The sequence below is a fragment of the Pseudomonas sp. P108 genome (assembly GCF_032613195.1).
Classification (GTDB): Bacteria; Pseudomonadota; Gammaproteobacteria; order Pseudomonadales; family Pseudomonadaceae; genus Aquipseudomonas.
This window is the reverse complement of record NZ_CP126691.1, coordinates 4134686-4160427: the sequence shown is the minus strand read 5'-3', so window position 1 is coordinate 4160427 and position 25742 is coordinate 4134686. Positions and strand designations below refer to the sequence as shown.

The window sequence follows — 25742 nt, the reverse complement described above, 5'->3', positions numbered from 1 at the left end:
ATTGAGGCGGATGGTGGCTCAGGTGTAACAGGATGTTAATTGCATTGTTGGCATGGATTGATGTGCAAAGTGGATCAATTCGTCTATGTCGATACCGCGGACCATTGTGGGAGCGAGCCTGCTCGCGAAAGCGGTGGCCCAAACAATGAAGATGTTGAATGTGCCGGCCCCTTCGCGAGCAGGCTCGCTCCCACAGGTTTTGTCGCACCTGCAAACTCAGGACGTTGCAACTGCATGGTGAGCAGTGTCACGGGTGCTGTCAGCCATTTCGGCGTGTGCGGCAAGCAATGGTGGCAGCGGGCAGTCGAGCAAGTCCGCGACGGCGCGAAACAGTTCGGCTTCAGCCACGGTGATCACGCCATCGTGCATCACGCAGCGGGTCATGGCATCGAGCAGTGCGGGACGTTCCTCTGGCATGAGATGGCGCAGGCGCTTGATCGCCGCTTCCAGCCCCACCAGATCTTCAAGTTCGGCGCGCATTTCCTCGGGCTGTTCGAACGCAAGACCTTGCCAGGCAAACTGAATGGCCTGCGACGCTGCCGATAGATTGTCCTGTCCGGCTCGGGCCATTGCGGATAACAGTGCCATGAGTTCTTCGGCGCACTGGAACAGCCCGAATTTGAACTGCACCGGTGCCGCGCCTTCAACATTGCGCTCGACGATGCGCAACAGCGTCCACTCCAGCAACTCTGTTTCGTTGTCCGCTTCGATCAGCAAATTCAGGTTGTGCTTGACCTTGGCAAAAGGCTTTTTGCCAAGCTCTCGCAGACTCGGGATGGCCAGATCCAGCAACGGCAGGCGCAGGCCGGGACTCAGCGACGACAGCGGTTCACGAAGCTGACTCAAATAGTCGAATACCGTGGCGTCGATTTCCGACTTCAGTAACTCGACTTGCATGCCCAGCAGGGAGGTTGAACGCGACAGCAGCAGCCCATACACAATGGCCTGGGCGCCTTCAATATTGCGTGCTGCGCTTTTGAGCGTGTGCGGAATGTCTTCCAGCACGCGGCGAGCTTCCAGCAGATGTTCTGGCTGCGGGGCGCCAATGGCCGCCACGGAGGCCTGGACTGCATTCATGTCGTAGAGCACCGACTTGGCCGCAGCGGGGATGCCGCCGAATGCATCGGGCACAGGCAGAGCGACCGAAGGTTGTGCATCTGTGGGCGGCGCCGCCACTTTGATGAAGCTGCCATCCCATTGCGCATCGACCCGACGAATCCGCTCATTCAAATCCGGATGGGAAGCCGTCGAGTCGGTGCTCGAGTAACCCGGTCCGAAATACAAATGGCTGTATTCTTCCGCGCGTGCGGAACGGATGCTTGCGCCCAGTTCATAACCGCCAATTTTCTTCAACGCACCGGCGATGCTTTGCGGGTTGCGTGTGTATTGCACCGCCGTTGCATCGGCGAGGAATTCACGCTGTCGACTGATTGCAGATTTGATCATATTGCCAAAAATCGTCCCCGCGATACCCACAAACAACAGTACAAAACCAATCAACATCGGTATCGCGACGAACTTGCTGCGCTGCAGCGGGGTTTTGCCGACCTGCTCGGTGCCTTCCAGGATATAGCTGCCGGTCAACCCGAGAACCATGATCCCGTGGACGATGGCAATCAGGCGCGTGTTGAGGCGCATGTCACCGTTATAGATATGACTGAACTCATGGGCGATCACCCCTTGCAGCTCTTCACGGGTCAGCACATTAATTGCGCCCTGAGTGACGCCGATGACGGCGTCCTGTGGCGTGAGTCCCGCCGCGAAGGCGTTGATGCCCAGATCGGGCAGCAAGTACACCGAGGGCACGGCGGTGCCGGAGGCGATGGCCATTTCTTCCACCACGTTCATCAATCGCTGCTCTTCCAGCGTTTGCGCGCTGTGGTTGATCACGCGTCCTTCGAGGCGCCGCGCAACCACTTTGCCGCCTTCTGACAACTCCAAGAGTTTGGACAGACTGCCCAGCAGCACGATGCCGACGACCACGGCTGACACGGTCATGACCAGTTGCCGGTCGAGTTCCAGATCCATCAGGACTTTACCGCTGCCATCCTCGACAGGAATGGTCATCAGCACACACGACACGGCGATCAGACTGAGCACCGCCATGAACATCAAGAAAATAAGGTACACGGTGCGGCGCTTGGCCCGGCGCTGTTGTTCAAAGAAATTCATGTTGCCATCCGTTGGCTGAGGGTCAGAACGAAACCTTTGGCGCTTCCTGAATGGCCGCGCTATCAGCGAACGTCAACTCCGAGGCATCGGCACCATGGCCGAATAGCGGGGCGAGCAGGGCTGCCGGGAAACTTTGCTTAAGCGTGTTGTAGGTCATCACTGCATCGTTGTAAGCCTGGCGGGCAAAACTGACTTTGTTTTCGGTGCTGCTCAGCTCTTCACTCAGTTGCTGCATGTTTTGCGACGCTTTGAGTTCCGGGTACGCTTCGACCGTTACATTCAGCCGGCCCATGGCATTGCTCAGCGCACTGTCGGCCTGGCCCAGTTGCGCGATGCTCTGGGCATTGTCCGGCTGCGCCTGAGCGGCCTGAAGACCGGCGACGGCGTTGTTGCGCGCGGCAATCACCGCCTCCAGCGTTTCGCGCTCGTGGGCCATATAACCCTTGGCGGTGGCCACCAGATTGGGTATCAGGTCATAGCGGCGCTTGAGTTGCACTTCGAGTTGCGCGAAGGCGTTTTTGATTTGATTGCGTCGAGCGACGAGGCTGTTGAAAAGGAAGATGGCATAGAGGGCGAGGAGGCCGCCAACGACCAAAAGGATGACGAGGGTGCTGTTCACGGTGATGTCCTTGTTCACACGGTGGAATGGGGCGCGGCATGTTAGCGCAAATGCAAAAAAACAAGGAATGATTCCCGAACCCGGTAGTCCGAGTTCAGGTAGCACACACCACAGGAGGTTCACCGATGAACAGCAAAACCCTAATCGCCAGCCTGGCCCTCGTCGCCGGCATTGCCGGGATCAGCCCACTTGTTCAAGCGGCGCAAACCTCAAATGAACAGGCCGTGCAATCCCCGGTCAGCGACCGCGAACTGAAGGTCAACGACCGCGCCCCGGATATTTATCAGCGCAGCGAAAAAGCCATCACCAATTGGAAACAGAAAGGTCTGAAACAACCCGAGCCGCAAGCGCAGTGGGTGCAGATCAATGACCAGTACGTCATGGTGATGATCACAAACGGGACGATTGTCGAGATGAAACCGGTCGAGCGCTAGGTCGAACCATCGTCCAGCACTTCACTCGAGCTGATGACCAGCCAGTTCAGGGGTTGGTCTTCGGCCATTCACTCAATTGCTCATATGATATCGCTGCGGATTTTTAGATGACCAAGGCGATAGGTGACTTGGGTTTTCAGATAAAGTAAGTAATTGATTGTATTTTGCCGTCCGCTGGCACTTTCACCAAAATACGCATCTACGATTCGATCAGGTTCGCAGAGCTGTTCGTCGGTTAACGTGTATTCTTCTTTTATCTGTAGATTTTGATTGACGTGGATCTTTCCGTTTTTCAGTAAATTCCTGAAGAGATTCCACTCGTAAAAATATATGCCGTGGATTTGATGGAAATTTAGGAATGGCATGTTGTGCAGAAGAATGAAGTGACTGTTTTTTTCGGTGGCGGCCGACAGTCTCAGGCCATTTAATTTGTCTCGTATGCTTTTGTCTGCGAGATTATTTTTGAGTGAGAGTAGTTGCAGTGCATAACCTTTGTGGAAGTCGTCTTTTTGCATGACTTCATATTGTTCGCTCAAGAAGGTCGGTTGATCACTTAGGCGATATTTTGCCTGGATAAAATAAAATGTATTGTGGTGGGAGTCCTCGATGACAAGGTCGATGTCATATTTCTTTATTTTTGCGTTTGTGCCGGCTTTGAAGCCTGGGTGCACAATGTATCTGTTGCCATTGATGCTTTGTATGTAATCAATCATGTGTTCCTGTTCGAAGTTGTTGCCAAATAGACTCTTTACGTCATGAGGGTTTTTCGGGTCTTTTATATTTCCCAGTAGTAAACCTACCAGTTTTTTTAGTCCGTATTTTAGTTTTAACGGGCCGTGAATGTATTCACTGCCTTGTACGGCGATAAAGCTTTGTGCCGAGTCCGCTTTCGGTAAATCTTCGCTGGACAAAGCGCTGTTCATGTAACTGAGTGAAGCGGGGTTGATGTAGCCTGAGAAGGCTGCGTAATGAGTCCTTGAGTGACCTTGTAGCGCTCGAATCTCAAGGAAGGCTGCAACAAAAACTATGTCTCGCAGGTAATGATAACGGCTATTGTTCTTTAGCGCAGGCGAGAGAAAACCTACATGGATGGAAAGGCATTTATCCAGGAAGTAGTCTGTCAAGGCGTCCCTGTCACTAAAGGACAGGAATTTGCCTTGATCAATAATTTCTCGATAATGATTCAGGAGTACCAGATCGCTGATGATTGAGTGGAATTCTGAAGTTTCCGCAAGCCACCGTTGGCGCAAGCTGGATTGCAGTTTTGGTGTGGGTTTAATCAGGATTTCGTCACCGCTATAGGAGGCTTGCATCAAGTCGAGAGTCAGCAGGAAATAGGTTTCACTTAAATAGTAGGTTTTCCAGAGTTCTGGGTTTTTTAGAATTGAATAAATGTAGGATTCATCAAGTTCAAGGTTTTCGGATGCGCGGTTACAATTGTATTCAAGCTTTCCGAACAGAGCCTGTTTCCGATAAAGATCTATAGAGGTGTAGAATTCTGGAGGGGCAGTCTTGAGAAGGGTGGAGCATATTTCTATATTGAAGTATTGGTTGAGTGTCGACATGAAAAGGTCGATGTTGTTTTTGCCTGTCAGTTCCGGGTGAGGCTTCAAGGTTTCTTTTGCTGACCTTTTTATTTGGCGCAGGTTTTTTAAGAGTTGATGCCCGATCAGTGATTTAAGTTGTTCGTTTGTCAGTAGCTTGCGAATCAAAGGGATGCGATGCGCTGTACGAACATACCAACTTGGGTCGGCGCATTTTTTATCCAGGTAATCAATGTTTCTGATAGGGTTTTGAAGGAAATGCAGGAGGGCGGTGTCAACTTGATCAAAGAGCATTGTGTGAGTCCTTGTCACGGGTATCATTTCAGAAGATTTTATAGGTGCTCACGGCAGTTTTTGTAATCCTGAGCGACTGGCTTTAAAAAAGATTGCCAGAGAGTAGCAGTAGGTCATGGAAGAAACATCGTAATCGAGCATTGATCTGGTAAATAGTAGAGTGCGTGGAGACCCCATGAACTCAGGAGCAACACGTTGGAAAAGAAACCGCTGTATCGCAAAGAAAACACCACCGCCCACAATGTCTGGCGCAACAACCCAGGCGGGCACTACCGCGACCAACGAAACACCAAAGCACAAAGCCGCAGCGAGGCCACGCGCGGCTCTATGCATGGCATCAAACACCACGGCTACGACTACACGCCGTTGTTTCGTTTCCTGTTATCTCGCGTCGGCGGTCATTGGGATGAGATTTTCAGCGAAGCGGTATCTCGCCTTGATCGGCCAGAGCCTGTGTTCTGGATGGTTGCCATCCATGAAGAGGATCGCGAGGACATTGTGCGACTGGGCGAGTCGGCCTACTTCAACGGCCTGTTCGTCGATGGGCAAAAGCAGCTGCAAATCGTCAACCCGCAGTTGACTGCCGAGGATATGAAACCTCATTGCCGTTGCTGCACGCATACCTTCAATGGGGTTCCGTTTGGCCTGCCTGCGGACTGATCGAGCTACTCGACCCGAACCTGATTCATCACCTGCCCACCCCCCAGTCGATACTGATTATTGCCACTGCGCTTGGCCTCATACATCGCCAGATCGGCAATGTGCAGCAGGCGGTCCATGGCTGTCGCATGATCCGGAAACACCGCGACCCCAAGGCTGGTGCCGATGTGGCGCTGGTCGTTGCCGATGCTGATCGGAGGCGACAGTTCGATGAAGATTTTCTGGCAGATGCTGCGGGCTTCGTCCTGCAAACTCAGGCTCGGTGCCAGGCCTTGCAGGATCACCACAAACTCATCGCCGCCAATGCGCGCGACGGTATCGGTAGCGCGCAGGATGCGTTTCAACCGTGTTGCCATGGTGATCAGCACGCGGTCGCCGGCGGCATGGCCGTAGCGGTCGTTGATGGTTTTGAAACCGTTGAGATCGATGAATACCAGTGCGACGCGGGTCTCGGTCTGCCGCGCGTGATCCAGCGCTTCGGACAAGCGTTGCTCCAGTACCAGGCGATTGGGCAGGCCGGTCAGCGGATCGAAGTGGGCGAGGTGTTGCAGGTAGCTGGCCGAGGCTTTTTCTTCGGTGATGTCGCGCACCACACCCATCATTTTCACCACCGCGTCGTGGTCGTTGCGCACCACGTTGCCGGTTTCCCGTAACCAACGAATGGTGCCGTCGGGCCAGACCACGCGGTATTCCTCGTCGTGGTTTTCGCCAGTCTCCAGGCAGCGCAGTTCGCCTTCGCGCACCTTGGTGCGGTCGTCCGGATGGACGCAGGAGCAGAACAGCGCATAGGACGGCGTAATCTCGCCGATCTTGAAGCCGAACATGCCGTAAATCGCATCCGACCAGTACAGCCGGTCCGTGTCGACTTCCCAGTCCCACGTACCGATGCGCGCAAAGTACTGGCTGCGCTTGAAGCGCTCGACATCGCCGTCCGGCTGAAGGTTTCGGCCCTCGGCGGCCCGTGTCAGCAGATCACGGTACTGCGCGAGCTGCCTGCGCAAACCGCGTTCGCGCCACAGCAGCAGAGCGATGATGGCGAGCATGATCGCGCCGACGGCAAGGCTGATCCAGAACAGAGTCATTCGGGCGCTGCCAGCATGGCGGGTCGATCCGTGGGGTAGTGGCGGTTGGCTATGTTAATGCTTCAATACTCAGTTCCGATACCACGTTGATCTGCGCTGGCAGGTTGCCAATCACCGGCATTTCTGGGAAAACGGCGGCCGGCTGAACAATAGAGTGAATGTTATGAATGATGAACTGCAGGTAATCGATCTTCAGGTCGGCGAAGGCAAAGCCGCCGTCAAAGGCGCACTGATCACCACCCAATACACCGGCTGGCTGGAAGACGGCAGCGAGTTCGATTCTTCCTACAGCCGAGGCAAACCTTTCCAGTGCGTGATTGGCACCGGGCGGGTGATCAAGGGTTGGGATCAGGGCTTGATGGGGATGCAGGTGGGGGGCAAGCGCAAATTGCTGGTGCCGGCGCATTTGGGATACGGCGAACGGACGATGGGCAAGATTCCGCCGAATTCGAATCTGGTGTTTGAGATTGAGTTGATGGAAGTGCTGACGCGGGAGGATTGAGGTGGGGGGGCGACGATTTGGATGAAGTCCGTTACTTCATCCAAATGCCGTCAGGTTGGATCAGGTGAATACGTCTATATCGTCAAGCGTGTCTTCGATGATTCCTTGCAGGGAAGGGTGCGTTTGCCTAGCTGACTCAAGTGCCGAAAAAACAGTTTCTGTATCCACTTCGCCATGTCGGCGAGCGATGTGCCCGAGTGCAGTAGCCGCAGCGGCCACAATTGCTTCGGTTTTGCTGGTGAGGTGTTTCAGGCAGATGTCCTGAGCCCAGTTTCTATCGGTTTCATTCAGGCCAATGGATACGAGTGCGGCGATTACGTTTGCATCCGTGTCGCTGCCAAGGAGTCTTATGGCCTCGTCATGGCTTATGGATGGATCTTGATAGATGAGGCTCACTTTGTATCTCCCAGGATTCTGCCTTTGTTGTCTACTTTTTTAGCCTTGATCAGCGCATTTTTCATATCTTGGTGAAGTTTATCCCATGGCCTTACGTGGCCGTGATAGACCTCTCCACCTGTTCGATCAAAAACGACTAGCTCGTTGGTTTCTGGATCAATTCCGATTCTGCGTGGTGATGTAGGTTTGACCTGAACTGAGTTTTCTAACGCTTCTTGACCATTGGTCGGTCCTTTACTTTTGATGGATGTATCCGTTTTGCCGTGATAACTGGCTGCATCGAACTCAAGCGCCAAAACTATATAAAGGGGTCTAATTCCTGAGTTTGCAGGAAAAACCAAGATGAAATCGCGGTACTCAGGCGGGTAAACCGGATTAACGATGATCTTGTCTGCTTGCTCAGTCGGCGGGTAAATCCAAATTTGGGGTATTCGTGGTGTGCTTTCCAACGGTGGAATTACCGTTGTCTTGGTGGGGTCTACGGCGGGTGTCCAGATCAATTTTGCGCCATTACCGAAATCTGCGACTTGATGGGTGCCTTGCTTCACGAACCGTACGACAGGAATCATCTCCCAATCGCTGCGCGTCTGGGTGTTGTACCCATATCCTTTCAAGGTGCCGTCGGCCTGTTGTTCTAAACGCAATCGGACACGAGTGCGACCTTTCTCAAGCGACTTAAGTTGTTCTTCTGTGTATAGCGAGCTGTCGCCCAAACTCGAAGGCCAAAGCAGAGCAACCATGCCGAGCAATGCACCAGCGACAACACCTCCCGTCACTGCACTTGCACCACTCACCGCACTTGCGCCTGGGCTTGCAGTGGCAGTCGTAGCTAACAGAAGCGTTCCTGCCTCAGCGGGAAAATTACGGCCTCCTACTTTTTTCAGAGGGATGTTCCCAGCAGTGTCTCGTTCGCGGCCGCCCAGCAAAGACAACTCTCCAAAATCAGCCAACTTCTCGACCGGAATAAATCCGGTACTACTGACATGGTTGATTACACCATCCGGAAGTTGGCAGCTTTTAGCGAACACGCAACCTTTTGCATCCGGCATTGGCTGTTGTGGCTGTTTGATTAGGCTATTTTCGTAGGCTTGCTGTCTGGCAAGCATGTCGTCATAGGCTGTTTGTCTAGCTTCCCGCTCTGCCAACTCGCTGTCGGTCATGTAGCGGCTAGTGATGTAGTGTCCGTCACCGGCCGGTGGATTTTGAACTCGAGGTCTGTCTGTCTTACGCACCATGAGCGTCCTTGTTCTATCGTCAGAAAACGACGCGGACGCTAAATGAAAGGGCGTTTTATAGATGTAGGACGGGTCTGAAATTGCGACAGTTGTTACAAGTGTAAAAAGTCAGGATTGATACATCGGCAGGTACGCCAACTCGCTCGGGCCTTCCTATGGTCTGGTTTTCAGATATCTGTTAGCAGAAAGAAAGCCATCGCGAGCAGGCTCACTCCTACAGTTGATCGCGGATGCTCATGGGATTTGAGTACACCGCAGATCTAGTGTGGGAGCGAGCCTGCTCGCGAAGAGCGATCACGCGGTCAATCAGGCTGCGTGTGCCATTTCGGCCAGGGTGTCGGCCACGGTTCTTTGCAGTGAGGGGAACCGGCGGGTCACGCGGCGCAGTGCGGGTAGCACGGCGTCGATTTCCAGTTCATCGAGTTGGGGAAGGACGGTGACGGCGGAGGCGACGATGGATTCGCGTTCGCTTTCGAACAGCACCAGGCAGGTGTTCTGTGCCCAGCGTCCGTCCCGCTCGTTGAAACCCATGGCCACCAGTGCCGCGACGACTTGTGCATCTGTTTTGTGGGTCATGGTTATTGCCTCAGTGCAGGTTCGATTTTGTCGAGGGCGCGGTTGACCGCGAGTTCGCCGAGCATGACCACTTGCTGGATGCCTAGCACGGTGTTGCGGTAGGGCGAGTCGAGCAGGGCGGCGAAGTCGCTGAGCATGACGCTGGCCGAGGCCATGGATTCGCAGGCGTGGGCCATGAGGTCTTCGGCGCCGGTGTTGGGGTCGACGAGGAACATGGTGCTGGGTCTGCGCGGTGGTGACGGCGGCGTGGGTTTCAGATAGTGATCGAGGGCGCGTTCGGCGGCTTCGTGGAGTTTTCTGGAGCCCGGTTCGGAATAGGGGGACGTTGGATTTTGATCAACTTCCGCGTCTGTTTCGGGCGGATTTGGCGTAATTTTGAACATATGCTGGGGAACCTCAATGAGGCTGACACCGTTCTGCGACTAAACATTAGGTGGCAGCTATACGCAGGTTAGTCGACCGGCATCCCAAGCATTACCGGCGCGCTCGAAAGCGCCCTGCGCACAGCCGCCATTGAGTGCAGGCATGGAATGCCAGACTGAATAACAGTTTGCGAACTTGAGAAAACACCGAGCGACTAAACCCGATCACTGAACATTCAGTGACGCGAACCAAGTTACCGGCAGCCCCCAAGCCGCACAAGCCGGCGGATTCTGGCGTAGTTGTAGGCAAAGGCGCAAGGCGCTGTAGCCTTGTGGCTGATGTCTAAATGATGCTGCGTTTGACTGGGCGCCTTCGCGAGCAGGCTCGCTCCCACAGGGGGAATGCATTCCAAACTGTGGGAGCGAGCCTGCTCGCGAAGGCACCTTCAAAATCACCTCAGGATTCAACCCTCACGCCCCGCCCAAACCGCTCCCGATATACCGACGGCGGCACCCCCACCACCCCGCGAAACGCCACACGAAAACTCTCCACCGACCGATAGCCACAACGCTCGGCAATCTGCTCGGTATTATGCGGCGTACTCTCCAGCAACTCCCGCGCCCGCGCCAACCGTTCATGCTGCAACCACGCCTTCGGCGACTGCCCACTGGCCTCGATAAAACGCCGCAGAAACGTGCGCTCACTCATCGCCGCTTCACTGGCCAGATCGCGCACTTCCAGCGGTTCATGCAAACGCTCGCGCGCCCATTGCATCACCCGCGACAGATCGTTGCGCGGCGTCGGGCTGACCGGGGTCGGAATGAACTGCGCCTGACCGCCAGTACGCTGCGGCGACATCACCAGGCGCCGCGCCACCGAGTTGGCGACTTGCGTGCCGAAGTCCCGCGCCACCAGATGCAGGCAGGCATCGATCCCGGCAGCGCTGCCGGCCGAGGTGATCAACTGACCGGAATCGACATAAAGCACATCGGCATCGACGGCAATCGCCGGGAAGCGCTGCGCCAGTTCCGCCGTGTAACGCCAATGGGTTGTGGCGCAGTGGCCGTCGAGCAGGCCGGTGGCCGCCAGCACAAATACACCGGAGCAGATCGACAGCAATCGCGCACCCCGGGCATGGGCCTGACGCAATGCATCGAGCAGTTCATCCGGCACCGCCGCGTTGCGATCGCGCCAGCCGGGAATGATGATGGTGCGCGCCTCGGCCAACAATTCCAGACCGCCATCGGCCAGCACTTGAATGCCGCCCAAAGCGCGCATCGGACCTTGATCGGCCGCCGCAATGGCGTGGGAGTACCACGGGAAATCGAACTCCGGCCGGGTCAGGCCAAAGACCTCCACGGCGATGCCGAACTCGAATGTGCAAAGGCCGTCGTAGGCCAGAATCGCGACCAGACCTGGTGATGTCGGCATTTGGCGGAAAATTCCCGGTGAGTGTCTTGTGCGCCACTGTAGCCGCAAGCGGCCGCTCGATAAAGTCTGCTCACACCCGTTCAGATAAAGGAGCAACACCCATGGTCAGTCTGGTTCGCGACATCCCTGCGGCACCGTCGGCGATCGCCCTGATGCACTTCAGTAATCGTCTGACTTTCGAGACCGATTGTTCCGACGTCTTCAGTAGCCAGGAGGCTGGCGAGATCGATTTTGTCCTGGTCGACGTTCGCGGCCCGCTGGCCTTTGAGCGCGGGCATGTGCCGGGCGCGGTCAATATTCCGAACCGGTTGCTGACGGCGGTTGAACTGGCCAGCTACCCGAAAACCACGCTGTTCGTGGTCTATTGCGCCGGCCCGCACTGCAACGGCGCGAACAAGGCGGCGGTGAAACTGGCGGCACTGGGTTATCCGGTCAAGGAGATGATCGGCGGCGTGACCGGATGGCTGGATGAAGGTTTTCAACTGAGCGTTGAACAAGCCGCCAAAACCGCCATCGGCTGCGAATGCTGATCCCCTTGTAGGAGCTGCCGCAGGGAAATCAGCGATTTTCTGCGCTGGAAATGCGCTTGTCCTACAGCCTTTGCACCACGACGGCGCACCCGTTGACCCCGGTCAATCGGTGCGCCGATCTTTCATAAGTATTTGTCGCTTAAACACAATTTACCCTGTGCGCGCCGCCATAGACTGCCGGCCACTTCGGTGTTTGTGGCCAATTGGCCATGACCGAACGCTGAATCGAAAGCTGCCAATAAAAGCCTCCGCCCACAGGAGTTATAAATGAAGAAGCTAGTGATGTTCGGTGCTCTGGCACTGTCGATGTTGTCCCTGACCGCTGTGGCCGAAGACGCCAAGCCGATCCGCATCGGTATCGAAGCCGGTTACCCGCCATTCTCGATGAAAACCCCTGACGGCAAACTCACCGGTTTCGACGTCGACATCGGCGATGCGCTGTGCGCGCAGATGAAAGTCAAATGCACCTGGGTCGAGCAGGAATTCGATGGCCTGATCCCGGCGCTGAAAGTGAAGAAGATCGACGCGATCCTGTCGTCGATGACCATCACTGATGACCGCAAGAAAAACGTCGATTTCACCATCAAGTACTACCACACGCCGGCGCGCTTCGTGATGAAGGAAGGCTCCGGTGTCAAAGACCCGCTGACCGAGCTCAAGGGCAAGAAAGTCGGCGTGCTGCGTGCCAGCACCCACGACCGTTACGCCACCGAAGTGCTGGTTCCGGCCGGGATCGACCTGGTGCGTTACGGCTCGCAACAGGAAGCCAACCTTGACATGGTTTCCGGGCGTATCGACGCGATGCTGGCCGACTCGGTCAACCTCAGCGATGGTTTCCTGAAAACCGACGCCGGCAAAGGTTTTGAATTCGTTGGCCCGACCTACGAAGACGCCAAGTACTTCGGCGGCGGCGCCGGCATCGCGGTGCGCAAGGGCGATACCGCGCTGGCCGAGCAATTCAACAAAGCCATCAGCGAAATCCGCGCCAATGGCGAGTACAAGAAAGTCCAGGACAAGTACTTCGACTTTGATGTGTACGGCCATTAATACGCCGTAGAAAAAAGTGGCCCCGTTTGCGCGGTGGCCACTTTTTTTGCGCTCTGATAAAACCACAGAACCTTGTGGGAGCGAGCCTGCTCGCGAAAGCGGTTTAACATTCAACATCTTTGTTGTCTGGCACACCGCCTTCGCGAGCAGGCTCGCTCCCACAGGGGATCAGTGTGATCCGGAAATTGAGGAGATTTTCCCATGCAACGCATCGACCATGTTCTGCCCTGGAGCCACTTGGGCAGCGAGCGCTCGCTCAGCGTGTTTCGCTATGGCGCGGGCGCCCGCAAGGTGTACATCCAGGCCAGCCTGCACGCCGATGAACTGCCGGGCATGCGCACCGCGTGGGAACTCAAGCAACGCCTCAATGAGCTGGAACAGCAAGGCCGGTTGCAGGGCGTGATCGAGCTGGTGCCAGTGGCCAACCCGATCGGCCTCGATCAACACGTGCAAGGTGCGCACATGGGCCGCTTCGAACTGGGCAGCGGCAAGAATTTCAACCGTGCCTTCGTGGAACTTAGCGCACCGGTTGGGGCGTTGATCGGTGAGCGTCTGGGCGCGGATGCCGAGGCCAACGTTGCGCTGATCCGCCAAACCATGGGCCAGGTGTTCGATGAGCTGCCGGCGCCGGCCTCGCAACTGGAGGCGTTGCATCGTTTGCTGTTGCGGCATGCCTGCGATGCCGACATCACCCTCGATCTGCATTGTGATTTCGACGCGGCAATTCATTTGTACGCGCTGCCGCAGCACTGGCCACAGTGGCAATCATTGGCGGCACGTTTGAAGGCCGGCGTGGCATTGTTGTGTGAAGATTCCGGCGGCAGCTCGTTCGATGAATCCTGCTCGACGCCGTGGTTGCGTCTGGCGCGGGCATTTCCCAATGCTGCAATTCCGGCGGCGAACCTCGCGACCACGCTGGAACTGGGCAGCATGGGCGACACCCGGGTCGATCAGGCGCAGGCCAATTGTGAGGCGATCCTCGGTTTCCTCGCGGAGCAGAGTTTCATCAGTGGCGAATGGCCGGCGGCGCCGAGCGAGTGCTGCGAAGGCCTGCCGTTCGAGGGCACCGAATACCTGTTCGCGCCGCACCATGGTGTGGTCAGTTTCCTGCGCAATGCCGGCGAGTGGGTGGAGCAGGGTGATGCGTTGTTTGAGGTGGTGGATCCGTTGCAGGATCGCGTGACCACCGTGCGCGCGGGCACCAGTGGGGTGTTGTTTGCGCTTGATCGTGGGCGTTATACCGAGCCGGGGATCTGGCAGGCGAAAGTGGCGGGGCGGGTGGCGTTTCGGACGGGCAAATTGACTAACGATTAATAGATCTTCACTGGATTCACCGGCCCTTTCGCGAGCAGGCTCGCTCCCACCTTTGAAATGCGTTCCCCTGTGGGAGCGAGCCTGCTCGCGAAGGGGCCATCAGCAGCACCCAACATGTTGATCCACGCCGCAGGATGTTAGGCTCCCCCCGAACCCGACTCTCCGTGAAGGAAGGCTCTATGTTGAAGGTCTTTGCTCTGTTGACCCTGCTGGCGTCCACCGCCGTGCAGGCGCAAACCACGCTGCAATCCGATCTGCCGCTCAAGTACATCGAACAGGTGCACGCCGACGCCGAGGCGCGGCCGCTGGTGATTTTCCTGCACGGCTACGGCAGTAACGAGGCCGATCTGATCGGCATGAAATTTCAGCTGCCGGCGCAATACAACTACCTGTCGGTTCAGGCACCGTTGTCACTCGGTGAAGGACGTTTCCAGTGGTTTCGCAAGAAGGGTGAAGGCGCCTACAACGGCGAGACCGATGATCTGAAGGTCAGTGGCCAGAAGCTGCGCGACTTTATCGCGCAAGCAGCGCAGAAATATCACACCACCCCGGACAAGGTGTACCTGATCGGCTTCAGCCAGGGCGCGATGATGACCTACGAAGTGGGGTTGCGGCCGCCAGTGGCGGTCGGTGGGATTGCGGCATTGAGCGGGCGTTTATTGCCAGTGTTGAAGGCTGAACTCAAAAGCGAACAGCAGCCGTTGCCGCTGAACATCTTTATCGGCCACGGCACCGCCGATGATCCGGTGCCGTATAAGAACGGCACCGAGGCCAACGCTCAGTTACAGAAACTCGGTTATAAACCGCAGTTCCATGCCTATCCCGGCGTCGGCCACAGTATCAGTGCGGCCGAGCTGCGCGACTTGAATGGATGGCTGCAGCAGCTCAATCCTTGAGGATGGTTTTCACCAGGGCGTCGTGACCTTTCTTGTCGCTGGCGCGGGAGATCACCTGCACCAGCGCCATCTTCGTGCCGGAGCCGGCCATCAGCGTGGTGTTGAGGGTCTGGCCACCGCCCTGGGTGGCGGTGCTGTCGACCTGACGCAGGCCAAGGCCGGTGCCTTTCTGGGTCAGGCTCTTCTCGCTGAGTTTGTTGAAGTCCGGCAGGGCCTTGCGTTGGTCTTCGATGAAGCTCGACACGCTGCCGTCGAGGAACTGCCCGTCGTTGTCCTTGACGTGCTGGCCTTCGGGAATCTTGTTTTCAGCGGTAATGACCACGGTTTTTGTGGCCTCGTTGGTGTACATCGTGCCCGTGGTCCCGCTCGGGCTGGTCGGCAGCGGGTCGGCGACGAAACCTTTTGGCAGCACAAACGTGAACTTGCCATCGAGCATCGAGACTTTCTCGGTGCCGGCATTTTTCTTGGCCGCTTGCGCGTGGAGGGCGCCGAAACCGGCGAGGGCCGCCACCAGCAGGACGACGGCTTTTTTGCTCAACAATGACATGTAAATCTCCGTGGGATGGTCGCGCGAGGCGGGCGATCATCCCACGGAGGGGGGCGGGCGTTCCAGCGCGAATCATCCGAGCGGTTACTGCGCCTGCGCTTTCGCCAACGGACGGGCCAACAGGCGTTTGGTCACGCCGAGCATGGCCACCGACACCGCGACACCGACGGCAAATCCGCTCAGGCCCATGCTTGGCAAGGTCAGCGCCGAGACCAGACAAAACGTCGAAAACGAATACATGCCGGTCGCCGTCGCCCGTAACAATGCGGCGGTAAATGCCGGGCCGCGCGTCTGTTGCGAGAACACCGCCATCACGCTGCCGAGCACCGGGAACACCGCGAGCAAACCGCTCCAGCGCTCGCCGACGGTGCTGGCGAGCATCGTCACCACCAGCGTCAACGCGGCGCCGGCGATCATCCGCCAGATCAGTCTGTCCGACTTCGGCGCCGGGCCGTTCAACACCGGTTGCACCGTGGGAAACAGATAAGGCGATGCCAGCAACGCAATCGCCGCCGCCACCATCGAAAACGGCAGCGACGCCGGAATCAGTGACAACACCCAAGCGATCACGGCCCACACCGACAGCGACGCCGTCAGCGCCAGCGGCCAAGCCGCTCGTTGCGCGACCTGCGCGTAGGTGATGCAGAACGCAATCATCGCGAACATCGCCGATAACGCCGCCACCGCTGATTGCGCGGCAAACCAGGGACCCTGCTCGATGGCGAGGAAAAACAGAATCGGCCCGACCACCACCGGCAATCCCGACAGCCACCCGGCCACGCTTGGCCCCCAGCGTTTGCCCGCCAGGGAAATCAGCAGCAGAAAACCGGGAATGAGCAGCAGTTTGAGGATCAGCACGCAGGAGTCTCCATCCGTTGAAGGTTCGCCACGTTAGCATTGTCGATCGGCGATTGCTGCCTATGTGCGCAGATTTTGTATACAAAGTGCTGACGGCGATACCCGGCTATGCTTTGACTATCAGGGCTTGCCGGAGTCGATACCGCGATGAACAGAACACCCAAGGTGTTACGGGGATGTTGCGGCATCGGCTTGTGGGCGCTATTGCTGACGCCAACCTGGGCCAATTGGCAGGACGCCGTGCCCGGCGCGCAGATCATCGGTACCGGCGATTACAGTGTGTTCGGTTTCGATGTCTACAACGCGCGCCTGTGGAGTGCCGCGCGGCCCTTGGCCGAGGGCCAGCCGTTTGCGCTGGAGTTGATCTACCGCCGCAGCATTTCCCGCGACGATCTGGTCAAGGCCAGCGTCGACGAAATCAAACGCCTGGCCGATGGCCGCGTCAGCCCGGCGCAATTGGCCGGTTGGCAGATCCAGATGCAGCAATCGTTCGTCGATGTGCAAGCCGGCACGCGCATTACCGGCGTCTATCTGCCGGGGCAGGGCGCGCGGTTTTTTGTCGGTCAGCAGTTGCAGCATGAGATCGATGACCCGCTGTTTGCCCGCGCGTTTTTCGATATCTGGCTCGATCCGCGCACGCGCAGTCCGGAGTTGCGCGAACAGTTGTTGGGGGTGAGTCGATAGATTCTTTTGCGCTTCAAGGCTCAGGCTGAAACCTCTAAGCTGCGTCTTTCCGACTTGTTTCTGGATGTGTGTGTGAAATTCAGTTTGCCCAAAATCGCCACCGCGCCGTTTTGTCCGCCGGAAGTGGCTGGCAGTGTTGCGGTTGATCCCAATGCGTCGTTCTTCAAACGCGTGCTGCGTTTCGCCGGTCCCGGGTTGCTGGTGTCGATCGGTTACATGGACCCGGGCAACTGGGCCACCGCCATCGAGGCCGGTTCACGCTTTGGTTACAGCCTGTTGTTTGTGGTGTTGCTGGCGAGTCTGGCGGGCATGGTCGTGCAATGCCTGTGTTCGCGGTTGGGCATTGCCACCGGGCGCGATCTGGCGCAGCTGTCCCGTGAGCGCTACAGCACACCGACCGCGCGCCTGCAGTGGGTGTTGGCGGAAATCTCGATCATCGCCACCGATCTGGCCGAAGTGCTCGGCTGTGCGCTGGCGTTTCATTTATTGCTCGGCTGTTCGCTGACCTTCGGCATTGCCCTGACGGCGTTCGACACCTTGCTGGTGCTGGCCCTGCAAAATCGCGGTTTCCGCAGGCTTGAGGCGATCATGCTGGTGTTGGTCGCGACCATTGGCGTGTGTTTCTTCGTTGAACTGTTGCTGATCAAACCCTACTGGCCCGACGTCGCCCAAGGTTTCAAACCGTCGCTGGCGGCAATTGGTGAAGCGGCGCCGTTGTACCTGGCCATCGGTATTCTCGGCGCGACGGTGATGCCCCATAACCTCTATCTGCATACCTCGATCGTGCAGACGCGGATGATCGGCAAGGATCTGGCGAGCAAGCAGGACGCGGTGAAACTGGCACGCATCGACACCATCGGTTCGCTGGCCCTGGCGTTGCTGGTCAACGCGGCGATCCTGATTCTCGCGGCGGCGGCGTTTCACCAGTCCGGGCACACCGACGTGGTGGACATTCAGGACGCCTACCACTTGCTCGATCCGCTGGTCGGCGGTGCGCTGGCCAGCGTGTTGTTCGGCGTGGCGTTACTGGCGTCGGGGCAGAGTTCGACCTTCACTGGCACCATCGCCGGCCAGGTGATCATGGAGGGTTACCTGAACCTGCGGATTCCGTGCTGGCAGCGCCGCTTGATTACTCGCGGACTGGCGTTGATTCCGGCGTTTATCGGCGTGTGGCTGATGGGCGATAACGCGATTGGCAAGTTGCTGGTGCTGAGTCAGGTGGTGCTCAGTCTGCAACTGCCGTTTGCCCTGTATCCATTGATTCGCATGACCAACGACAAACAGCTGATGGGGCCGTTTGTGAATCGCTGGCCAACCCGGGTATTGGCGTGGGGGTTGTTTGTGGTGATCAGTGGCGCTAACAGCTGGTTGATTTTGCAGTGGGCGGCTTGAGCCAGCATTTGTAGTGACTGGGCTGGCCTCTTCGCGAGCAGGCTCGCTCCCACAGGGTTATCGGGTGTGCACACTATTGTGATCACCGATAGCTAATGTGGGAGCGAGCCTGCTCGCGAATGCGGAGTTTCAGGCGCCGACATCGCTAAATATTGGAATGCGCCCATTGAGCGAAGGCTTGTAGTGCCAGTTCAGGCGATTCAGATCGGTGCCGTTTTTGAGTACTTCCCGCACCGTCGCCCCGGCAATACTCATCGCCAACGCTTGCCCCGGACACTCGTGCCGACCACTGCCGAAACTGAAACTGCGGCGGTTCTCGCGCTGCACCAGAAACTGCTCAGGCTGTGCGTTAAGCGCCGGATCACGATTGGCGGAGGCCAGTAAAACCAGAATCACATCACCTGCTTCGACCCGCACACCAGCAATCTCGCAGGGCGCGGCGACAAAGCGTCGGGTGTTCTGCACGGACGGGTCGAAGCGCTGGACTTCGCCAAGCAGTGCTTCGATGGATTCGCCGCGCAACGCCGGCTGACGACGTAACGCCAACAGCGTGTTGCCGATCAGCCCAGCGCAGGCTTCGAACGTCTGCGAACAGAGGCCGATCAGGTTGGCGATCAAGGTGTCTGCATCGCCGGCAAAGCGCTGCTGGATCGCGCTTAGGAAGTCGTTGGCGGGTTCGGCGAGTAATTCGATGAAGTAGCCGCGCAGTTGTTCGGCCGCTGCATCCGCTGCGGCCAATTGCAGGTCATCGCTCAACGGTGACAGGCAAGCGACGAAGTCCGCCGTCAGCTCGCTGACTGCCCCCGCCTGCGCCGGCGTGAATCCCAAAAGCGCCGCGACCACGCACACCGGGCCACGAAACATTGCCTTGTACACACCGTCGGCGTCCGCTGTGATCAGCCGTGCGGCGACCAAAGCATTGATCGTCTCAAGGTCCAGCGCTGCCAGCTCAGGCTCGATCGCCGAACGCGGACAGCGCTGGCGTTCACCTTCATTCATCCGCATCAGTTGGCCAAAGACTTTGCCGGCCATCCTGCCGGCAATCGCTTTGGGCACGGGCTCCTGCGCCGGACGCACCCGGCAATCAGCGTGGGCCAACACCGCACACACCGCACGGGCGCTGCTGGCGACCCACAGTTTCAGATCCGGATGAAACGTCAGTCCACCTGCTGCGCGCAGTTCGGCGTAGTAGGGATAAGGATCGGCATGCGTTGTGGCGCTGATCGGGTTCATGGTTTGCATCCTTGTCGGCAGGGAAAGTGTTGCTACTATCTCCACTGCGCAACGACGACGATTCGTCCGGGAGCGAACTATGCACGCAGAACATCAAGACATCGGTGTATCGCAGGTGGCCGCCGCCATCGCCGAACCGGCGCGAACCAAAATCCTCTGTTCGCTGATGGACGGCCACGCCCGCACCAGCACGGAGCTGGCGACGATCGCCGAAGTCAGCGCCTCGACCGCCAGCGTGCACCTGGCGAAACTCAAGGACCTGGCCCTGGTGCGCCTGCATGTGCAGGGCCGCCATCGCTATTACAGCCTCGCCGATCAGCGGGTGGCGCAGGCGCTGGAAGCGTTGATGGTGATCGGCCAGAACGCCGCGCCGACGTTCAAGGCGCACACTCCGGATCGCCTGCAATTCGCCCGCACTTGCTACGACCACATGGCCGGGACGCTGGCGGTGTTGCTGCATGACCGTTTGATCGCAGGCGGTTGGCTGGTGGCAACCGACGAGCAGGCATATCGCTTGAGTGAGACGGGCGAGGCGTTGTTTCTCGGTCTGGGCATCGAAGTGGAGGATTTGACGACCCTGCGCCGCAAATTTGCCTGCCCGTGCCTGGACTGGAGCATGCGCCGGCCGCATCTTGGTGGATCACTGGGGGCGGCGCTGTTGCAGACCGCGTTGAAGCGCAAGTGGGTGACCCAGGATCTGGACAGTCGGGCGTTGGCGTTGACGGCGGTGGGGCGCAAGGAGATTGGTGCGCGGTTTGGTGTTGAGTTGCCGATTGAAAACCACAAGATCAAAGGATCGCAGCCTTCGGCAGCTCCTACATGGATTGGGTAGGGTTGAGATTTATCGGGTGTACGCGACTCCTGTAGGCGCTGCCGAAGGCTGCGATCTTTTGATTTTCAGCTTCTGACCGACGAGGGGCGCATCTGCCACCTTGTATCACCGCAGACGACCCTATACTGTATATGCAAACAGTAAAGAGCCCGCGCCATGCAAATCATCGACAAGCTGAGCATCCTCGCCGACGCCGCCAAGTACGACGCCTCCTGCGCGAGCAGCGGTGCGCCCAAGCGTAGCTCCGAGGGCAAGAGCGGGTTGGGCTCGACCGATGGCATGGGCATCTGCCACAGCTACACGCCGGACGGCCGCTGCGTGTCGTTGTTGAAGATTCTGCTGACCAATTTCTGTCTTTACGATTGCCAGTACTGCGTCAATCGCCGCTCCAGTGATGTCCCGCGTGCCCGTTTCACCCCCGAAGAAGTCGTGGCGCTGACCATGGATTTCTACCGGCGTAACTGCGTCAGCGGATTGTTCCTCAGTTCGGGGATCATTCGTTCGGCGGACTACACCATGGAGCAACTGGTGCGGGTGGCGAAGCTGCTGCGCGAAGAGCATGAGTTTCGCGGGTACATCCATCTCAAGACCATTCCCGAAGCCGATCCGGCATTGATCGAAGAGGCGGGGCGTTATGCGGATCGCCTGAGCGTCAACATCGAATTGCCGACCGATGCCAGCCTGCAAGTGCTGGCGCCGGAAAAGGACATCACCTCGATCAAACAGGCGATGAACACCATCTACACCGGCGTGCAGACGGTTTTGAACGAACCGCGCTCGGCGAAGTTCGCCCCGGCCGGGCAGAGCACGCAGTTGATTGTCGGCGCCGACGACACCGATGACAGCACCATCCTCCACAGCGCCCAGGCCTTGTACGGCAACTTCCGTCTGCGCCGGGTCTACTATTCGGCCTTCAGCCCGATCCCCGACAGCCCGAAAAGCGTGCCTCTCGCTGCGCCGCCGCTGATGCGTGAACACCGTTTGTATCAGGCCGATTTTCTCCTGCGCAGCTACGGCTACAGCGCCGATGAGTTGCTCAAGGGCCCGGGCAATCTGGCGTTGGACATCGACCCGAAACTGGCTTGGGCGTTGCAGAATCGTGAAGTGTTCCCGCTGGATCTGAACCGTGCCGAAGCGTCTCTGATCGCGCGTATTCCCGGTATCGGCCTGCGCACCACCGAACGTCTGGTCGAGCTGCGCCGACAGCGGCGAATCCGCTACGAAGACGTCGCGCGTATGCGCTGCGTGCTGGCCAAGGCCAAGCCGTTCATCATCACCAGCGACTACCACCCGCAGCAGGCCGAGGTCACCAGCCATTTGCTCTATCAGCAACTGCGCGACCGGCCGATGCCGCAGCAGATGGGGCTGTGGGGATGATCAATCTCGATTGCGATGATCTGTTCGACACTTGGCGCCAGCAGGCGCGCTGGCTGCTGAGCCATGAAGTTGATCCGAGTCTGGTGAGCTGGGCCTTGGAAGGTGTCGGTGATCTGTTTGCCAATGATGAGCCGGTTCCTGAGGGGCAGGGGCCGTTTCAGGCGCGCATTCCGCGAGCGTTGCTCGACACACTTGAGCAAGCCTCGCGCTATCGCGGCGATCAACGCTGGAGCCTGTTGTATGAAGTGTTGTGGCGCGTTAGCCATGGCGATCGCACGGCGATGATGGCCGGGGACAAACTCGGCAGTGAACTGCAGCGACGGATCAAACAAGTCAATCGCGAAGCCCATCATCTGCATGCGTTTGTGCGCTTCATCGAACGCCCTTCATCCAGCGCGGGTCCGCAATATGTGGCTTGGCATGAACCGGCCCATGACATTTTGCACAGCGCCAGTGAGCATTTCATCGGGCGAATGGGCCGTCATCGCTGGTTGATCGCCACGCCGCGCGACGGGGTTTATTACGATGGCGAGCAACTGATCCATCAGCGTCAATGCCCGCTGGAATGGCAGCAGTTGGCGCAGAATGTCGACGATCCTCATGGGGATCTGTGGCTGACTTATTACAGCCACATCTTTAATCCAGCGCGGTTGAACGAGAAGGTCATGCAGGGGCATTTGCCGGCGCGGTTCTGGAAGAACTTGCCGGAGGGGGAGTTGATTCCCGGATTGATTACGCAGGCGCGGATGGGTAAGCAGCAGAATGGGCAGGCGAGCGGGATTGCTGAGCGACTTGGTAAACGGATAACGCTGAAAAGCCCCTCACCCTAACCCTCTCCCAGAGGGAGAGGGGACTGACCGAGGTGTTTGGACTTGATCCATCGACCTGAAAGTCCGCGTCGAACTCAGATTTCGAATACCACAAAGATTGGCTCCCTTTCCCCCTCGCCCCCTTGGGGGAGAGGGCTGGGGTGAGGGGGAAAAGATCTCCAGCCTTACACAAAAAAAACCAACAACCACAAACAAAAAAGCCCCCCACCAATCACTCGGTGGAGGGCTTTTCTACATCAGCAGGCGTCAGATCAAACCTTGACGATCCAGCCCGCTGGCGCTTCGATGTCGCCGGTCTGCACGCCAGTCAGCTCTTTGTAGAGCTTCTGGGTCACAGGACCCACTTCGGTCTCGCTGTGGAACACATGCAGATGATCGTTGTAGCTGATACCGCCGATCGGGGTGATCACCGCAGCCGTACCGCAAGCACCGGCTTCCTTGAAGTCCGACAGTTTGTCGATCAGCACGTCGCCTTCAACCACTTCCAGGCCCAGACGCGATTTCGCCAGTTCGATCAGCGACAGGCGGGTGATGCCTGGCAGCACGGACGGCGAGTTCGGGGTGATGAACTTGTTGTCGTGGGTGATCCCGAAGAAGTTGGCCGAACCGACTTCTTCGATCTTGGTGTGGGTCATCGGGTCCAGGTAGATCGCGTCAGCGAAGTTGGCTTTCTTGGCTTTCGAGCCCGGCATCAGGCTGGCCGCGTAGTTGCCACCGACCTTGGCTGCGCCGGTGCCTTGTGGGGCAGCGCGGTCGTAGCTGGAGATCTGGAAGTTGTGCGGGGTCAGGCCGCCCTTGAAGTAGGCGCCGACCGGGATGCAGAAGATCGAGAAGATGAACTCGGGTGCCGTGCGCACGCCGATGTTGTCACCGACGCCGATCACGAACGGGCGCAGGTACAGCGCGCCGCCGGTGCCGTATGGCGGTATGAAGCGCTCGTTGGCGCGAACCACGGCTTTGCACGCTTCGATGAACTGCTCGGTGTCGACCGTCGGCATCAGCAGACGCGCGCAGCTGCGTTGCATACGCAGAGCGTTCTGGTCCGGGCGGAACAGGTTGATCGAGCCGTCCTTGCAACGATAGGCCTTCATGCCTTCGAAGCACTGCTGGCCATAGTGAAGGGCAGTCGAGCCTTCGCTGATGTGCAGCACGTTATCTTCGGTCAGGGTGCCTTTGTCCCACTCGCCATCGCGAAAGTACGACAGATAGCGCTTGTCGGTCTTGATGTAGTCAAAACCCAGCTTGTCCCAATTGATGCTTTCGTTACCCATGACACCCTCTATCACTGAACAACCGCCGAAACGGTTCAAGGCTTCTGACGTTTTTTGGATGGGCACAACAATACTTCATTCTTGAGCGGTTTCGCAGCCGGAATTCGCTCCACTGATCGTTCCCACGCTTGATCGTTCCTACGCTCTGCGTGGGAATGCCTCATCGGACGCTCCGCGTTCGGCTTTTGGGACGCAGAGCGTCCCCGGCTGCATTCCCACGCAGAGCGTGGGAACGATCAACGCAGCTACAGGTGCAACGCATGCCCCAAAGCACGCAACGCCGCTTCCTGCACCGCTTCGCCCAAAGTCGGATGCGCATGAATGGTGCCGCCGATATCCTCCAGCCGCGCGCCCATTTCCAGGCTTTGCGCAAACGCCGTCGACAACTCGGAAACCCCCACGCCCACCGCTTGCCAGCCAACAATCACATGGTTATCCCGACGCGCGACCACGCGCACGAAGCCGCTTTTCGATTCCAGCGTCATCGCCCGGCCGTTGGCGGCGAACGGGAAGCTGGAAACAATGCAGTCCAGCCCCGCAGCCTTGGCTTCGTCCGGAGTCTTGCCGACCACCACCAGTTCCGGGTCGGTAAAGCACACGGCAGCAATGGCGGTCGGGTTGAATTCGCGGGTTTTGCCGCTGATCAACTCGGCAACCATTTCGCCTTGAGCCATGGCGCGGTGGGCCAGCATCGGCTCGCCGCTCAAATCGCCAATCGCGTAGACATTGCGCATGCTGGTCTGGCAGCGGCTGTCGATCTTGATCGCCGAGCTGTTCATATCCAGATTCAGCGCTTCAAGGTTCCAGCCCTGGGTATTCGGTTTGCGACCGACGGCGACCAGCACCTGATCGGTTTCCAGATTCAGGGTTTCGCCTTCCGGATCGCGCACCTGCAAGGTGCCATCGAAACCCAGCACGCTGTGCTTGAGGTACAGCTTCACGCCCAGTTGCTTCAGTGCGTCATGTACCGGTTGCGTCAGTTCCGCGTCGTAGGCCGGCAGGATGCGATCCTGCGCCTCGACCACGCTGACGTCGGCGCCAAGCTTGCGATAAGCAATGCCCAGTTCCAGACCGATGTAACCACCGCCAACCACCACCAGACGTTTCGGCACGGATGTCGGTGCCAGCGCTTCGGTGGAAGAGATGATCGGCCCGCCAATCGGCAGAATCGGTAGATTGACGCTGGTCGAACCGGTGGCCAGCACCAAGTGCTCGCACTGGATGCGCGTGTCGCCGACGTCAACAGTTTTACCGTCGATGACTTTGGCCCAGCCGTTGATGACCTGAACCTTGTTCTTCTTCAGCAATGCGGCAACGCCGGTGGTCAGGCGATCAACGATGCCGTCCTTCCACTCGACGCTTTTGGTGATATCGAGCGTCGGCGCGGCAACGCTGATGCCCAGCGCCGAATGCTGGCTGTGATGCTGCGTTTGGTGAAACTGCTCGGCCACATGGATCAGCGCTTTCGACGGGATGCAGCCGATGTTCAGGCAGGTGCCGCCCAGCGCTTGGCCTTCGACCAGAATCGTCGAGATGCCCAGTTGGCCGGCGCGGATCGCCGTCACATAACCGCCGGGGCCGCCGCCGATGATCAGCAGCGTAGTGTTCAGAGATTGCATGCGC

At 58.1% G+C, this 25742-nt stretch carries 26 protein-coding genes; 12 read left to right on the top strand and 14 right to left on the bottom strand.

From position 1 onward, the window contains the following. Window positions 1-216 precede the first annotated feature (216 nt). Window positions 217-2172 carry a M48 family metallopeptidase gene (locus tag QOM10_RS18190; RefSeq protein ID WP_316916694.1) on the bottom strand — a complete coding sequence of 652 codons (1956 nt, stop codon included), beginning with the start codon at window positions 2170-2172 and terminating at the stop codon, window positions 217-219. Between the two features lie 22 nt (window positions 2173-2194). Then, window positions 2195-2791 carry a LemA family protein gene (locus tag QOM10_RS18185; protein ID WP_410479168.1) on the bottom strand — a complete coding sequence of 199 codons (597 nt, stop codon included), beginning with the start codon at window positions 2789-2791 and terminating at the stop codon, window positions 2195-2197. Window positions 2792-2916: 125 nt separating this feature from the next. Here QOM10_RS18185 and QOM10_RS18180 point away from each other — a divergent pair, with 125 nt between their 5' ends. Next, window positions 2917-3225, top strand: a complete 309-nt coding sequence (locus QOM10_RS18180) for an RcnB family protein (protein WP_007915043.1) — start codon at window positions 2917-2919, stop codon at window positions 3223-3225. 80 nt (window positions 3226-3305) lie between these two features. Here QOM10_RS18180 and QOM10_RS18175 read toward each other — a convergent pair whose 3' ends face one another. After that, window positions 3306-5063: a hypothetical protein gene (locus QOM10_RS18175; protein ID WP_150730294.1), complete on the bottom strand. Its 1758-nt coding sequence runs from the start codon at window positions 5061-5063 to the stop codon at window positions 3306-3308. Window positions 5064-5258: 195 nt separating this feature from the next. Here QOM10_RS18175 and QOM10_RS18170 point away from each other — a divergent pair, with 195 nt between their 5' ends. Next, window positions 5259-5723: a hypothetical protein gene (locus tag QOM10_RS18170; protein WP_038365266.1), complete on the top strand. Its 465-nt coding sequence runs from the start codon at window positions 5259-5261 to the stop codon at window positions 5721-5723. A gap of 5 nt (window positions 5724-5728) precedes the next feature. Here QOM10_RS18170 and QOM10_RS18165 read toward each other — a convergent pair whose 3' ends face one another. Next, window positions 5729-6805, bottom strand: coding sequence for a sensor domain-containing diguanylate cyclase (locus tag QOM10_RS18165; RefSeq protein WP_316916693.1), 1077 nt, complete (start codon window positions 6803-6805; stop codon window positions 5729-5731). A gap of 163 nt (window positions 6806-6968) precedes the next feature. Here QOM10_RS18165 and QOM10_RS18160 point away from each other — a divergent pair, with 163 nt between their 5' ends. Then, the gene (locus QOM10_RS18160; RefSeq protein ID WP_316916692.1) at window positions 6969-7307 is read left to right on the top strand and encodes an FKBP-type peptidyl-prolyl cis-trans isomerase; all 339 of its coding nucleotides are present in this window, start codon (window positions 6969-6971) and stop codon (window positions 7305-7307) included. Between the two features lie 60 nt (window positions 7308-7367). Here QOM10_RS18160 and QOM10_RS18155 read toward each other — a convergent pair whose 3' ends face one another. The 5 genes from QOM10_RS18155 to ftrA all read right to left on the bottom strand — a co-directional run bounded on the left by QOM10_RS18155 (window position 7368) and on the right by ftrA (window position 11308). Beyond that, complete coding sequence (locus tag QOM10_RS18155) at window positions 7368-7703, bottom strand: hypothetical protein (RefSeq protein ID WP_316916691.1); 336 nt, start codon at window positions 7701-7703, stop codon at window positions 7368-7370. After that, window positions 7700-8938: an S-type pyocin domain-containing protein gene (locus QOM10_RS18150; RefSeq protein ID WP_150708860.1), complete on the bottom strand. Its 1239-nt coding sequence runs from the start codon at window positions 8936-8938 to the stop codon at window positions 7700-7702. Before QOM10_RS18150 ends, QOM10_RS18155 begins: the two co-directional genes overlap by 4 nt. A gap of 306 nt (window positions 8939-9244) precedes the next feature. Beyond that, window positions 9245-9514 (bottom strand): hypothetical protein, encoded by a 270-nt coding sequence (locus QOM10_RS18145; protein ID WP_150708859.1) that lies wholly within the window; start codon window positions 9512-9514, stop codon window positions 9245-9247. A gap of 2 nt (window positions 9515-9516) precedes the next feature. Beyond that, complete coding sequence (locus QOM10_RS18140; RefSeq protein ID WP_150708858.1) at window positions 9517-9897, bottom strand: DUF6124 family protein; 381 nt, start codon at window positions 9895-9897, stop codon at window positions 9517-9519. 436 nt (window positions 9898-10333) lie between these two features. Beyond that, window positions 10334-11308 (bottom strand): transcriptional regulator FtrA, encoded by a 975-nt coding sequence (gene ftrA, locus QOM10_RS18135; RefSeq protein ID WP_316916690.1) that lies wholly within the window; start codon window positions 11306-11308, stop codon window positions 10334-10336. 101 nt (window positions 11309-11409) lie between these two features. On the opposite strand from ftrA, the gene QOM10_RS18130 reads away from it, so the two are divergent. From QOM10_RS18130 to QOM10_RS18115, 4 genes are all read left to right on the top strand, one after another. Beyond that, complete coding sequence (locus QOM10_RS18130) at window positions 11410-11838, top strand: rhodanese-like domain-containing protein (RefSeq protein WP_316916689.1); 429 nt, start codon at window positions 11410-11412, stop codon at window positions 11836-11838. A gap of 267 nt (window positions 11839-12105) precedes the next feature. Beyond that, window positions 12106-12885, top strand: a complete 780-nt coding sequence (locus QOM10_RS18125; protein WP_095113627.1) for an ABC transporter substrate-binding protein — start codon at window positions 12106-12108, stop codon at window positions 12883-12885. A 201-nt stretch (window positions 12886-13086) separates the two neighbouring features. After that, window positions 13087-14199 (top strand): M14 family metallopeptidase, encoded by a 1113-nt coding sequence (locus QOM10_RS18120; protein WP_316916688.1) that lies wholly within the window; start codon window positions 13087-13089, stop codon window positions 14197-14199. 179 nt (window positions 14200-14378) lie between these two features. Further along, window positions 14379-15095 carry an alpha/beta hydrolase gene (locus QOM10_RS18115; protein ID WP_316916687.1) on the top strand — a complete coding sequence of 239 codons (717 nt, stop codon included), beginning with the start codon at window positions 14379-14381 and terminating at the stop codon, window positions 15093-15095. On the opposite strand, the gene QOM10_RS18110 is transcribed toward QOM10_RS18115, so the two are convergent. After that, window positions 15085-15642 (bottom strand): hypothetical protein, encoded by a 558-nt coding sequence (locus tag QOM10_RS18110; RefSeq protein ID WP_007915061.1) that lies wholly within the window; start codon window positions 15640-15642, stop codon window positions 15085-15087. The two genes, QOM10_RS18115 and QOM10_RS18110, sit on opposite strands and share 11 nt — an antisense overlap. A gap of 84 nt (window positions 15643-15726) precedes the next feature. After that, window positions 15727-16500, bottom strand: coding sequence for a hypothetical protein (locus QOM10_RS18105; protein WP_316916686.1), 774 nt, complete (start codon window positions 16498-16500; stop codon window positions 15727-15729). 147 nt (window positions 16501-16647) lie between these two features. Here QOM10_RS18105 and QOM10_RS18100 point away from each other — a divergent pair, with 147 nt between their 5' ends. Together QOM10_RS18100 and QOM10_RS18095 are read left to right on the top strand one after the other, a co-directional pair. Continuing rightward, window positions 16648-17184 carry a chalcone isomerase family protein gene (locus QOM10_RS18100; protein WP_127928783.1) on the top strand — a complete coding sequence of 179 codons (537 nt, stop codon included), beginning with the start codon at window positions 16648-16650 and terminating at the stop codon, window positions 17182-17184. Between the two features lie 72 nt (window positions 17185-17256). Beyond that, window positions 17257-18576 carry an Nramp family divalent metal transporter gene (locus QOM10_RS18095; protein ID WP_102899284.1) on the top strand — a complete coding sequence of 440 codons (1320 nt, stop codon included), beginning with the start codon at window positions 17257-17259 and terminating at the stop codon, window positions 18574-18576. 129 nt (window positions 18577-18705) lie between these two features. Here the strand turns inward: QOM10_RS18095 and QOM10_RS18090 are convergent, their stop codons facing one another. Then, window positions 18706-19809 carry a cytochrome P450 gene (locus QOM10_RS18090; protein ID WP_316916685.1) on the bottom strand — a complete coding sequence of 368 codons (1104 nt, stop codon included), beginning with the start codon at window positions 19807-19809 and terminating at the stop codon, window positions 18706-18708. A gap of 79 nt (window positions 19810-19888) precedes the next feature. On the opposite strand from QOM10_RS18090, the gene QOM10_RS18085 reads away from it, so the two are divergent. From QOM10_RS18085 to QOM10_RS18075, 3 genes are all read left to right on the top strand, one after another. Beyond that, entirely contained in the window at window positions 19889-20641 is a 753-nt protein-coding gene (locus tag QOM10_RS18085; RefSeq protein ID WP_316916684.1) for a helix-turn-helix transcriptional regulator, read from the top strand. 156 nt (window positions 20642-20797) lie between these two features. Continuing rightward, window positions 20798-22018 carry a putative DNA modification/repair radical SAM protein gene (locus QOM10_RS18080; RefSeq protein ID WP_160040869.1) on the top strand — a complete coding sequence of 407 codons (1221 nt, stop codon included), beginning with the start codon at window positions 20798-20800 and terminating at the stop codon, window positions 22016-22018. Next, window positions 22015-22848 (top strand): TIGR03915 family putative DNA repair protein, encoded by an 834-nt coding sequence (locus QOM10_RS18075; RefSeq protein ID WP_127928774.1) that lies wholly within the window; start codon window positions 22015-22017, stop codon window positions 22846-22848. The genes QOM10_RS18080 and QOM10_RS18075 overlap by 4 nt, the downstream gene beginning before the upstream one ends. Before the next feature lie 251 nt (window positions 22849-23099). Here the strand turns inward: QOM10_RS18075 and QOM10_RS18070 are convergent, their stop codons facing one another. Beyond that, window positions 23100-24119: a branched-chain amino acid aminotransferase gene (locus QOM10_RS18070; RefSeq protein WP_008086978.1), complete on the bottom strand. Its 1020-nt coding sequence runs from the start codon at window positions 24117-24119 to the stop codon at window positions 23100-23102. A 245-nt stretch (window positions 24120-24364) separates the two neighbouring features. Then, window positions 24365-25738, bottom strand: coding sequence for a dihydrolipoyl dehydrogenase (lpdA, locus tag QOM10_RS18065; RefSeq protein WP_316916683.1), 1374 nt, complete (start codon window positions 25736-25738; stop codon window positions 24365-24367). Window positions 25739-25742 lie beyond the last annotated feature (4 nt).